General features: G+C 69.6%; 4 protein-coding genes. All 4 read right to left on the bottom strand.

Annotation, left to right across the window (positions count from 1 at the left end; all coding sequences use genetic code 11):
- Positions 1-227: 227 nt before the first annotated feature.
- From FIV44_RS10225 to FIV44_RS10235, 4 genes are read right to left on the bottom strand one after another with little or no spacing between them, the layout of a single operon-like run.
- Positions 228-779, bottom strand: coding sequence for an RNA 2'-phosphotransferase (locus tag FIV44_RS10225; protein WP_219996382.1), 552 nt, complete (start codon positions 777-779; stop codon positions 228-230).
- The gene (locus tag FIV44_RS31260; RefSeq protein ID WP_219996383.1) at positions 776-1,177 is read right to left on the bottom strand and encodes a hypothetical protein; all 402 of its coding nucleotides are present in this window, start codon (positions 1,175-1,177) and stop codon (positions 776-778) included. Before FIV44_RS31260 ends, FIV44_RS10225 begins: the two co-directional genes overlap by 4 nt.
- Positions 1,174-5,148: an RHS repeat protein gene (locus tag FIV44_RS10230; RefSeq protein WP_141004350.1), complete on the bottom strand. Its 3,975-nt coding sequence runs from the start codon at positions 5,146-5,148 to the stop codon at positions 1,174-1,176. The genes FIV44_RS31260 and FIV44_RS10230 overlap by 4 nt, the downstream gene beginning before the upstream one ends.
- Complete coding sequence (locus FIV44_RS10235; protein WP_181411094.1) at positions 5,034-13,016, bottom strand: RCC1 domain-containing protein; 7,983 nt, start codon at positions 13,014-13,016, stop codon at positions 5,034-5,036. The genes FIV44_RS10230 and FIV44_RS10235 overlap by 115 nt, the downstream gene beginning before the upstream one ends.
- Positions 13,017-13,123: the final 107 nt, after the last annotated feature.

The raw sequence follows: 13,123 nt of genomic DNA on the forward strand, positions 1-13,123 counted from the left end.
GGCAGTCCTCGTCCGCAGCGACGTGAGCCACCTCGACCTGCTCGTCCAGGTGCTCGTCGACGACGACGTCGCGCTGCACGTTCGAACGCGGCCCCAAGGACGAATCCCTGCGGCTCCACCTCGCCGCGCTCGACCAACTCGACCCCGACGAACGCGCCGGCATCCGCGCCCTCATCGAAGGCGCCCTCCTGCGCCACCAAGCCCGACGCCTCGCACAGACGAGCTGACTACTCCACGAGCTTGATAAACCCAGCGGGAACGCTGTCGGTGAGCCACACCAGCTCATTGCCTTCGTAGAAACAGGCCCCTGCCGCAGCAGCTCCGGCGGCATCGATCAGCAGGAGGACCGGGCTGGCACTCTTGCGTCGCCCCACCATCAGAGCGGTCTCGCGGTCCACCGACAGATGCACGAACTGGCGTCGCATGGGCGCCAGTCCCTCGGCCTGAATCACGGCCCAGGTCTCCGGCGCCGTCCCGTGGAACAGCCGCGCTGGCGGCGTCGCCACACGCCGCCGGATGCGTCCGGGCACCGAGTGCCCATAGAGCGCCCGGATTCGGTCGCCGTCGAGCTCGTGACGACGCTTCGTAGCCGTCGCGAGCATCCGCTCCAGCGCGTCGCGGTCAACCGATCCCCAGGCGCCGCCCTTCTCGCGCAGCGACGCGAGCAGCTGGTCGACCGGGGCCCAGCCTTCCTCGTCCAACTCCAACTCGTAGAGCCACGGCGCGTGGCGCAGAGCCTGAGAGACGGCCCGACTTAGATCGACGCCGCTCAACGTCACGAAGCAGGTTCCTCCGGCAGCCACTCGACGTCCTCCGCCGCAACCTCGTAGGCGCCTGCGCCGTCGAGGTAGATCAGGAAGTGTCGGATCTTCCAATGGCCCCAGGTCTCGCTCGGCTCGGCAGCCAGCAGCTCGCCGATCCACTCGGACTGGTCGACCTCGACGAGGGTGTCGTAGGCGTCTTCGATGTGCCATGGCGTGCAGTGCCCCTCGGCCCGGAACCGATAGGAACGCACCCTCCGGAACCGAAGCCCGCCCGCGTACATCGACCCGTTCCGCTCGTAGGTGCACCGCAGCTCGGCGTCGCCGCCGGGATGAGTGAACACCACGTTCTCGGTGTAAGCAGACGGTGACGGCGAGAGTGGTCCGATCACCCGCTTGGTGGCAGTCGAGTTCACGGCAGCTCCGTCCCGTAGCTCGTCAGCCCGTTGCGCGTGAGCTGCCCCGTGAGCCGAGCCTCGTAGGCAGCCTGGCCGGTCCGGTCGATCACGTTCCACGACGACCGTGGGATGCCCGCTCTGATGAGCGCTTGGGACGAGCGCGTGTTGAGGATCAGCGAGTTACCGCCGCGCGCGATGACATCGATCGGGACGTCCTTCGGAGACAACGCCCCCGACCTCAACGCGCCAGCGACATCGTCGATGCTCTGGCCAGCGAAACGCCCGCCACTGCTGAACATCTCGCTGTACGACTTCTGCGCGAAGCGCGCGCCCGCGATGTCCACCCTGGTCGCGGCGTTTGCGGCAACAGCGGCTCGACGCGCAAGGATAATCGCTTCCAGTACCCGTCCTGCGGCACCGCCCCCGACCACGGACTCCAGAACCATCCTCTGGAAGTCTGGTTCGGCGATGACGCACCACCATTCACCCGGACACTCCGGTTCATGGCCGCCAAGGTGGATGTCGATCCAGGTCTTCCGCCACCGCTCCTGATCCTCGGGGCGATCTGCCAGGTGCTGGTCATAGGCTTTGTCAGCCTGTGCCCATTCCTGGTTCGGGAACAGGTCGTAGAGGTCGTACATTGCCTGGTCGAGCTCGTCCCTTGTCGGCGGGTCGACATCTGTGGCATCTGCGTTCCACGCCCGCTTCTCGCGTTCGACGGTTGCCTTGTGAGCCGCCTGTTCCTTCGCCGCACCCACGGGGCTGCACGACTTCGGGTTGGACACACACGGGGACACGTCGTTGCCCCATCCGTCGACGGCGCCGTGGCCGTCGGGGTCGGTCATGTTGAGCGGGTTGCCGTTGACGTAGACATAGGTGTTCGCGGTCAACGGGTCGACACCGACCGACAGATCGGTCGACGGACTGGCGACCCGGTAGGTGTCGGGGGTGGTGAACGCGCCGGTGTCGGGGTCGTAGGTCCGGGTACCCATCTGATAGGTCCCCGTCGATCCGTCACGGATCAGACCCCGGTACCAGGCAGCGTTACCGGTGGTCGTGACCTGGGTACCGTTGGCGCAGATCTTGTTGCTGTTCGTGACCGTGCTCGGCTCATACGGGTTGCCGTAGGGGTCGTAGACCACCCCACAACCCAAGACACCGGCACCACCACTCGGGCCCGTGGTGGGGGCGGTGGTGACCGCGGTGACGTTGCCGTGACCGTCGGTGTCGAGGAACCCTCGCCCGGGCGAGGCGTTGAGTTGCTCGTAGGCCATCTGGTTCCCACCCGCGTCGAGCTGGTAGAGCACCTCCGGCTTGCTCAACGCACCGTTGACCGCGTCGTACTGACCCACCACCGTGGCCGACAGCCCGTCGTAGACATTCTTGGTCGTGCCGCTCTCATCGACATCCCCGGGCAGATCGCCGGACGGAGTGGGGTCATCAACCGTGATCGCGCGTTGCCGGTCGAGCCCGTCGTAGGTATAGGAGGTGGTCTTCACATCACCCGGACACACAGTGGTGTTCTCGACCGTGACCTCCTGAACCCGGTCGAACACGTCATAGCTGTTGGTGACACACCCATCGGAGTCGAGCAGCCCGTCGTTGTTGTAGCTGTAGGACCGTTGGTCGCTGTCACCAGCAACCGGCCCGTCGACCGACGCGATCGAGTTGTCCAGCCGATACACCCAACTCGTGCTCTGCGGGGCACCGCCACCGACCGTCACCGCCTGCGTGGTCCGGTTGCTGTTGCGGTCATAACCCCAGTCCATGCTCGTGCTCGGACCACTCGCCGGATCATGGACCCACCTCTTCAACTGCTGCGCGGGGGTGTACTCATAGCTCGACGTGTAGCTGCCCACGGACCCCGCGACGTCCCCGGAGACCTCCTGGGAGATGATGTTGCGGTTGTTGTCGTAGGCGTAGACGTAGTCCGCGATCACGGTGTCGCTGCCGCCCGAGGAGACCACGCTCCTCGCCCGAGCGAGCGAGTCGTTGGGATGCCAGGCCCATTCGTTGACATGCATGCCGGCCCCGGACGGGGTCGATGCCTCCAGCAGTCGGCTGGCGGTGTCGTAGGTGTAGGTCGTCACCTCGCCCAACACCTCAGAGGTCATCGACCCCACCAACCCCGCCTGGTTGTAGGCGTAGGAGGTGGTGACCTTGTCGCCCTCGGTCGCGCCAGCGGACCCGGTCTCATCGGAGCGGACCGTGACCTGCCCCGCACCGTCGTAGGCATAGGTGTTCTCGTTCGCGCCACCAGCACCAGCACCGGACTCGGCGACCGTGCGGATCTTCCCGTCCAGGTAGTAACCCACATCGATCGTGACATCGCTGATCGGGTCTTTGACATGGGCCAGGCCACCGTGCTGGGCATAGGCGGTCTCGATCGTGCGACGCGTCCCCCCATCACGACCGGTCTGCGAGCGCACCCGCCCGTTGTCGCCGTACTGGAGCCGCATCGACCCACCCGAATGCCACGTGTCAGCGTTACCGCGCACACAGTCATCGACATCAACAGCGGTGTCGGGATCGGGATCGGAGCACAGTGCGGTCTCGGTGACCGCCTTCAGCCCCGCCGCCGTGTAGCCGTACCGCACCGAACGATAGGTCTTCTCATCGATCGGGGTGTGCGTGTAGGCGATCAGGTTGTCATGGGTGAACCTGTTCACCACCGCCCTCGTACCAGCATGCTCGGCCTTCGGGTTCACCACCTCGATCGGGTTACCGACCTCGTCGTAGGTATAACGCGTGATCGCCGTCTGCCCGCCCTGAGGACCCGGCGCGGTGATCGCAGCCAACAGGTTGTCCGTGGTCCACCCCTGCTCGGTCTCATCGCCTTCGGGGTTCAGCGTCGTGACCAGATTGCCGTTGGCGTCGTAACCGAAAGTGGTGACCTCACTGACCACATGAAGGCCGTCGGTATAGCCCTGACCGGTGGCCTGGGCCACCAGGCCGTCGGCGGTGTACGAGGTCTGCGGACCATGGCCCAACGCATCGACGGTCTTGGTGGTGCGCCCGGCACCGTCGTAGGTCAGGGTCACCACGTCCACGCGACCCGTGCCCCCGGTGTCGGTCGGGTCGGGGCCGGTGACCTTCGCGACCAGGCTGTCGCCGGTGTAGGAGTACTCCAGATACCGGTTGTCGGCTCCAGTCGAGGCCGGCAGGTACTGGCGCAGAACCTTGCCGACCGGGTTGTAGCTCGCCCGCGTCGAGCACACCCCCACCGTCGAGGCATAGGCCGCGAGCCCACGGACCTGATCCGTCACCACACCGCTCGGGCACTGGGTGGCCTGCTGATCGACACCCGCCCCACCGTCATCGCCATCCCCCACCGACGCACTCGCGCTGCCCGAGGCGTTGTCATACCTGGGCGAGTACGTCCGCGCGGCGTTGCCGTCCAGGTCGTAGTCGATCCGGCGCGCAGCGTTCGCATTCGGCGCCGTCAACGACGCGACATCGCTGAACGCCTGCGGCGGCAACACCGCCACGATCTGACCATCGGCGTCGTAGAACGCCCGAGTGCGAGTGTTCTCCAAGCCGTCAAGACCAGGAACCGCCGCGGCACTGTGATCCAGAGCAGGATCCGCTTGTGCCGTCTGGGCGCCCTCGAGGGTGTCGAGGGGCCGGTTGGCGGCGTCATAGGAGATCGCCGTGATCGAGTCACTGCTGCCCCGGTAGGCGTCGGCGGGCGCGTTGGTGACACTCTCCGCATCGATGCGAACCCGCCCCGCGGCGCCGTCCCCGCCATTGCGGTTGTTCGCACCAGGACCACCGGTGCCGCCGTCGACATTCAGTACCGACGCCGACGCAAGCTCGACCTCGGACGCCTCGATCCAGATCCCGCCACCAGCACCACCGCCACCACCCGCGGAGTTCACGCCGGTCGGCGCGGCTCCGTTGGTGCCGGCAGCCGTGATCGTGCCGTCGACGACGACCTTGTCAGCGGTGATCCGGACATAGCCACCACCGTTGCCGCCGGTGCCGCCCACGCTGAGCAGGCCGCCGCCACCGCCGCCACCGCCCCCGCCGGAGCCCTCGAGATAGTCGGTGCCGACCCCGGAGAAGTCCGCGGTGCCCGACGCCAGGCCAGGCAGGCCGACAGGGCCACTGACACCACCGCCGGGCTGTCCGTCCGTCCTGTGACCGCCGCCCCGCCACCGGTACCGGTGACACTGCTGGAGCCCTTCTTGCCCCCGTGCCCCGGGTTGGGGTTGGCGGCGTCCTGGTTGAAGATGCCGCCGGTGTCGCCCTTGCCGGCCATGGTCATGGCGCAGGTGGCGCAGACGGTGAGCGTCCCGGTCACGGAGAAGACCAGGCCCTTGCTGGTGCCCGTGGTGGTGACGTGGGCGCCGTTGGTGAGCGTGACATTGCGGTACTGCGCACCGAGGGGAACCTGGAACGGATTGCCCACACCGTTGGTGGCGCCGTCGACGACGAGGTCACCGTCGGCTCCGGTACCGGTGTTGAGGAACCCGGGCGTGTTGATCGCGGTCACGTTGCCCGAGTCGTCGTAGGTCCACCTCGTGGTGGTGGACGCGCTGGCCGAGCGCGGGACGGTCCGGCTGGTGCGACGGCCCTGGAAGTCGTAGGCCGTCGTGGTCTCGTGGTCGTTGGCGTCGGTGACGCCGATCGCGTTGCCGTCGGCGTCGTAGCGGTAGGCGGTGACGAGTTCCGTGGAGCCGCGGTACCGCTTCTCGCTGATCGTGCGACCCGCACGATCCACCGTGTAGTGCGTGGAGAGCTTGCCGGTGCTCGTGCAGGTCCCGGACGCAGCCGACTCATTGCCCGTGTCGAACTCGCGTGGCGTGCAGTAGTCGACCATGTTTCCGTCGACGTCGTAGTTCCAGCGACCGGTCAACGTGACGCCCTCGCTGCGCGGGACGTCGAGGCGAATCTGTCGTCCGGCGCCGTCGAACCAGGTCCGAGTCGTCTGTGATGCACCGTCGGTGGTGGTGATCTGGCGATCGACGCCGTCATAGGTCGTGGAGGTCGTGCAGATCTGGTGACCCTCCTGGCCCGGCGTCCACGCGCCGGCGGTCGCGGTGCCCGGACAGCTGTCGTTCAGCTCGGTGTTGCCCGGGTCGACCGGGCCGCGGGTCACCTCGGCGGTGAGCTGACGATTGACGTCGTCGAAGGACGCACGCGAGGCCACGCCGCGGGCATCGATGGTCCTGACCGGGTTGCCGTACGGGTCGTAGCTGACGGTCGCGATCGTGCTGGTCGAGCGGTGCTGGGCGCCGGCGGACCAGGTGGGACGTCCCGCGGCGTCGTAGCCGGCGGTCGTGTCGAAGGCGGCGGTCAGGACCTCGTTGCCCCGACCGGACCGGATCCGGCGGACCTGGCCGAGAGGATCGGCGGTCTGGGTCGTAAGGTTGCCGGTCGCGTCGCGGGTGCCCCGCAGGGTCCACCCCGGGAGCCGGTACGGCGAGATGTCGAGCCCCGCGGTGACCGGTGTGGTGGTGGAGGTAGGGTTGGTGCCGTCGGCGCGCTGCCTGTTGGCGGTGGAGCCCCAGACGGTGACCTTGCCGGCCGCATCGGCGCTGGCCCAGGTCGCCCAGCCGCCGCCGAGGGCGACCTGGCCGGTGAGCCCGGGAACCGCGACGGGACTGGTGGACGTGCCGGAGGCGCCGCCGCCGAGCTGGCCGGAGCTGTTGACGCCCCAGGCGCGGACGGTGCCGTCGGCCATCAGCGCGGCCGCGCCACCGGAGGCGCCGATGATCTGCCGGACGGGGCCCGCGGTGGTGCCGTCACCGAGCGTCGTGATCCGGGTCGGCGTCGTGCGCTGCGTGGTGTCGCCGAGGCCGAGGTCGCCGGTGCTGTTCGCGCCCCACGACCAGGCCTTGCCGTCGCGGGTGAGGGCGTAGGAGGCGCCGACCCCGCCAGAGACCGCGCGAACCCCACCGATGCTGCCCGGACCCATGGCGGAGACCTGCGTGGGCGCGTCGCGCAGGATCGTGTCGCCGAGACCCAGCTGTCCGGTGGCGTTGTCGCCCCAGGTCCACAAGGTGCCGTCGATCCTGACCGCCAGCGAGTGCAGGTAGCCGGCACCGATGGTGGAGACCTTGTCGAGGACCTCGACCGGGGTGTCGACCCACGCCCCGCCGGTTGAGCCCTTGCCGATCTGCCCGGACACATTGGATCCCCAGGCCCACACCCGTCCCTGGGCGTCGAGCGCGAGGGCGTGGCAGCCGCCGGCTGCGATCTGGATGATGTCCTTCAGGACGCTCGGGTCCGGGTCGGCCGGCGTCGGGTCCGGGTCGACCGGCGCAGGGATGGCCTGGCCGGGTCCGGCCCACCACACCTCGCCGGATCCGGTGAGGTAGAAGGTGCGGGAGCAGCCCGACAGCGCGCCGGTGGAGGACTGGGCGACCTGGACGACATTGCCCATCCCGACGGCCCGCACCGCCTCGGACTCGGGGGTCGTGGTGCCGTCACCGAGCTCACCGGAGGCGTTGGTGCCCGATCCCCAGATCGTGCCGTCGGGTCCGACGGTGACCAGCGCGGTGTTGGACACGCTCAGCGAGTCGGAGGTCACTGGAGTGGCGTTGACCTGGTCGGTGTACGCAGCCGACGGCGGCGTGGCCGCGTTGGCCCAGGCGCCGTTCAGCGGCAGCCCGGCGGTGGCGTTGCGCTCCCAGGTACGGGCGACGTTGCCCGCGGCGTCGTAGGCGAAGATGGTCCGTTTGCCGTCGGTGTCGATCACGGCCTTGAGCCAGCCACCTGCGGACACCGTCCCGGACAGATCGCAGTCGTTCCGCGCACCCCCGGCACAGGTGTCGGTGTCGGCGTAGTACCGGTACTCCGTGGTCTCGGGCCGGTTCGCCGCATTGGCCTTCGGCGATCGCATCAGGGTGCGCTGTCCCGCGTCGTTGTACTCGTAGGTCGTGCAGGCGTGGGTGTAGCCGCCGCTGGTCGGCGCCGCGGGACTGCCGGCAGGCATGCTCGCGGTGGGCGACTGGCACGCCCCCGCCGGGACGCCGGCCGAGGACGGCGTGTCGATCTCGCAGACCAGTCCGGTGTTGCCGCGGGTCGCGGTCCCGCAGATGGTGTCGTCGCCGGGCTTGTTGGTCGAGGCCAGCGTCCCGTTGGGCGGCAGGTCGCGACGGATCGTCGTCAGGTAGTCACCCCAGTGGCTGGCATTGCCGGGCGCGTTGCCGCGCGGCGACAGTTCTTGGGTCTGGTCGGTGACGGCGTACAGCGTGTCGGCTTCCACCGGGTCGCCACCGAATCCGGACTGGAAGTGGGCCTTGATCCGTCCGGGCGTGAGGACCTTGGTGTAGAGCGTGAGCTCGTCGAGGCTCGATCCTGGGCCGCCGCGACCGGTCGACCCCGTCGTCGAGCTCGCCGCGAAGGCGCCGTCCAGCGTGTCGGCGACGACCGTGACCGGCTGTTGGACGCCGTCGACCCAGATCGCCAGGCCCGCGGCGGTGCCGGTGCCGTCGTAGGTGTAGACGACGTGATGCCACTCTCCGTCGGCGATCGAGTTCGCGCCGACGATCGCGGCGGTGTCGTTCGCCGCGACGTCCGAGCTGAGGTAGATGATCGGGCGTCCGCCGTAGTTGCGGCCGACCTCGGCGTACGCCAGCGCATTGCCCCAGGCGAAGGTCCGTTGCGGCTGCGTGGTGTCGGTTGTCTTCTGCCAGGCTTCCACCGTGAACGACGACGACGTGCCGGTGCCGTTGGCGAAGCCGTTCAGCGGGCTCACCAGCGCACCATTGCCGGTCGTCGACTCGTTGATGGCGGCGTTGTCGCCGATCACGCCGGGAGCGCCGAGGGTGACCCCGCTCTGGTAGACCCCGTTGGGGCCGGTGCGGGCGGTCATCGTCGTGCCGCCGCCACCGCTGGTCTCCCCCAGCCGCCAGTAGGCGTAGGGAGCGTCGGCGTCGACAGCGGCGACGTACTGGGCACCGACCGCGCTGGAGCCGACCTGCCCATTGCCTCGGACGTGGTTGGTGAAGACCCGCTGGTCGCCGTTCGCGTCGAAGTACTGGTCGTGGCTGCCCCAGGTCGTGATCGCGGAGTTCGCGTCGGTCCAGCTCTGGGAGGCGTCGAGCAGGACCTTCTGCCGCAGCGTCTGGCCGAGGGTGCCGTAGGTGTAGGCGATGGCCTCGTCGTGGGCGGTGACGCCGTCCACGGTGGCGGTGCCGGCCTGCCCCGGCGGCAGCGGGTCGTTGGTCGGCTTGGCCTTCCGGATCGTCTGGCACAGATTGTGGTTCATCGCGGCGTTGAGCGGCACGGTGCAGGACTCGATGCCACCGGACTCGCCGAGTCCGTCCCAGAAGTAGCCGGTCTGGCGCAGGTAGGAGCCGCCGGAGTCGCCCTCGGCGATCTGGCCCACGCGGCCCCAGTCGTCGATGCCCGTGTAGCGGACCCGCTGGCAGCCCGTGTCCGCACCGGTGCTGCACGCCGCGACCTGGTCGGGGGCGCCCATGTCGGCGTTGACCTGGACCGGAGGCGCGTCGTGGTCGGTGGAGTGGTCCGTCCACGTGTAGCGGGTGGCCAGGCCCTTGCTCCCGCCGTCGCCGTCGCCGGTGCCGCTGTCGGTGTCGTTGCCGCGGCGGTCGGTCACCTCCAGGACCCGGTCGGGCCCGATGGGCGCCGGGATGTAGGAGAAGGTCGTCGTGTTGCCCAGCGCGTCGGTGGCCGAGCAGAGCTGGCCGACGGTCTTCGCGTCGTCGTCGGAGCCGGGGCACGGCGCCACGGAGGTGGAGTAGGTGTAGCTCCACGACGGTCGTGCCGGGCTGGCGCTGCCCGGAGGCGGGAGCGGGTTGCCGGGCTCCCAGACCTCCTCCAGGTACGGCGTGAAGCCGTCGACGCGCACCAGGTACGACGTCACTCGGCCGGCGGAGTCGGTGACCGTCACGACCCGGCGCCCGATCGGCTGACCGGTCGTCGCGTAGTCGATCTCGAGATAGGGGCACGCGCCGACCCGGCCGCAGGACTTGGTGTAGATCCGCGTGGGTCCGTGAGTCTCGTCGAGGTTGTACTCGTACCTGATCTGCTGGCCCGCGGGATCGGTGACCGAGATGATCCGCCCGAGGATGTCGTAGTCGTAGCGCACCCGGTCCGGTCGGACCAGCGACCACCCGACCTGGACGAAGCCGTCCGACGCCGGGTTGGCGCAGCCGCTGGCGGCGGTGCCGATGTAGCGGAACAGATACATGTTCGACCCCGGCGGGCCGGTGTAGGCCTGGTCGATGCAGAGCTTGTCGTACTTCTGCCCGAGGACCGTCGAGGTCAGCGGGAACAGCAGCGTCTGCGGGTTCAGCAGCCGGAGGATCTGCTGGACGATGCCGCCGCCGGAGCCGGTCAGGTCGATCGGCAGGTCGACGTCGCCGATCGTGGCGCCGACAGAGCGCAGCTTGAAGGTGTGGCGAGTGCCGTCGCGATCGATGTAGGGCATCGACAGCGGCTGCAGGACGGTCTGGATGTTGGGCAGGACGGGCAGCCCGCCGATGCCGAACCCACCGGCGAACCCGCCCGTCTCGCCGAGGTCGAACTGCCAGCCGATGCCGAGCGGGTCGTTCATGCTGTCGGAGAAGTGGTCCTGGGAGTTGTAGACCCGCCCGATCCCGAGCGCGAGCCGGCCAGGGGCCTGGACCGGCGTGGTGTCGGTGTGCTGGACGACGAGGTTGCCGTTGGCGACGTTGACGCTCGCGCTCCCCCCACCACCGAGGTCGGTGGTGTCGTAGGTCCACCAGTCCTCCTTGCCGAGCCCGCCGCCGCACACGGTGATCTGGGCGTAGACCTCGGGAGAGGCGCCCAGCAGGTCGGAGGCGATCGCGGGGATGTCGATCAGGTCGCAGCCGCGCTGGGTGCCGACCACCGCGGCGAGGAAGTCGCCGACCCGGGTGGCACCGACCGGGATGTCGATCCGTGTGATCGAGGCGGTCAGGTCGCTGACGCCGCCGCACAGGACGGTCACGATTCCCGAGCAGACCGGGAGGGCGGTGTCGTCGAGCTTGAAGATGCTGCCCACGGCGAGCAGGGTGCTCTGCAGCGCGGAGGTGAGGGTGACGTCGCTGATCGCCGACGATCCGGCGTTGTGGGCGGTGATCGTGATCTCGGCGACGTCGCCGGTCCAGAACACCGGCTCCTCCTCCGTGCCGCCGGAGGCGCCGGTGACGTTCACCTCGAGGACGGGCAGCGTCGCGTCGTACGCCCAGGTCTCGTCGAGGAAGGTGGCTCCGGCGCCACCGATGCCGCCGAACAGGACCATCTGGCCGCTGTCGTCCGAAGCCATCGACATCCCGGCCCGGCCACTCGGCGAGGCGATGCCGACGGCCCTGGCCCAGTCATCGCCCGTCCAGGCCCAGGTGTCGTTGTGCAGGACCGGCGTGGTGCCGTCGTAGGAGATGCCGCCGAACAGGACGACCGCGCCCTGCGACGGATCGACGCCCGTGCCCGGCGGTACGACGCCCAGGCCCGCGTCCAGCGTCATCGCCATCGAGCTGCGCGCGGGCGGCTCGTGGTCGGGACTCTGCGCGGTCCAGGCCGAGGCCGCCGGACCGAGCACCCAGGTGTCGTCCAGCGTCGTGCAGGTGCCCGAGCCGCAGGTCGAGGCGCCGCCGAACAGGACCAGCTGGTTCGTCGAGGCCGAGTACGCCAGGCCCCCGTCGAAGCGGGCCGCCGGGGCGCCGGAGGCACCGTGCGCCTGGACCTGGGTCCACGCGTTCGCCTTCAGCTGCCAGGTGTCGTTGCGAGCGCCGGAGGCGTTGGTGCCGCCGAAGATCACCAGACCACCACGGGCGGTGTCGTAGGCCATCATCGCGCCCGCCCGAGCCGTCGGCGCCGTGCCGGTCGGAGTCAGCTGCGCCCAGGTGGTGCCGTCCCACGCCCAGACGTCGCCCAGCCACCCGCTCGCGCTGCTCTGGCCGCCGAACAGGACCAGCGTGCCCAAGGTGGCGTCCCACGCCATCGACGCGCGGTAGCGGACCGGCGGGCTCGTGGCCGGGGTCTTCTGGACCCAGTCGATGCCGTTCCACACCCACGTCTGCGCCAGCGCCGTGCCCGCGCTGTTGCGGCCACCGAACCGCACGACCTGGTCACGCGTCACGTCGTACGCCATCACGGCCTCGGTCGACGCGTCGGGCTGGGAGCTCGGAGCGAGCTCGACCCAGTTCGGCGACAGATACTCCCCCGGGTCCGGCGCCGCCGCGGCGCGAGGGGTGCCGGTGAAGGCCGCCTGACGGACCCGGCCGGGGGGCTGTCCTCCCGCGCCCTCCTGGTCCGGCGGGTCGACTGCATCCCCCGACGGCTCGTCGGTGGGCTGGTCGCTCGGCTCGTCGGTGGGCTGGTCGCTCGGCTCGTCGGTGGGCTGGTCGCTCGGCTCGTCGGTCGCGTCGCCCGGAGGCGACCTCGGGGCCGGCGCCGGCTCGTATCCTTCGGCGATCGTGAGCGGATCGGCGTCGGGCACCTCGTCTGCCTGCCGGGTCTCGGAGTAGACGCACACCTCCGTGCCACCGTCTGTCGCGAGAAGCAGATCGAGCGGACTGGCTCCGTCCGCCTCGTCGCCCGCCCCTGCTCCGGAGGCACTCGGCTTCTCGCACGCCTTCTTCGACTTCGCGCCAGGGCGCCTCACCTCGCCCGAGGCCGCCTCCTCCGCGTCCTTCAGCTTCACGCCGTCGCCGGCCTTCGGGCGCTTCATCGCCTTCAACGGATCGAGATCGACGTCGAACGCCTCACCGGCACCGGCCAGAGGACCGCGCTCGGCACGGGGTCGATCGGTCACGAGGACGACCGTCACCACACTGCCGACCAGCACTGCCACGGCGGTCGCGGCGACCACGAGCCGGCGCGTGACAGTCGCACCCGCCGGAGTCAGGATCCGGGCGAGCCGTCGAGCAGCGACGGTCAAGGAAGCGACGAGCCGTCGGCGAAGGATGCGAGCGAGATCGCGTGCACGAGCAGCCATCGGGGTGGTCCCCTCCCGCGACGCCGGCCCCAAGTCACGTTCACCCGAGC

Origin of the sequence: Nocardioides humi (assembly GCF_006494775.1) — a bacterium.
Lineage (GTDB): Bacteria > Actinomycetota > Actinomycetes > Propionibacteriales > Nocardioidaceae > Nocardioides > Nocardioides humi.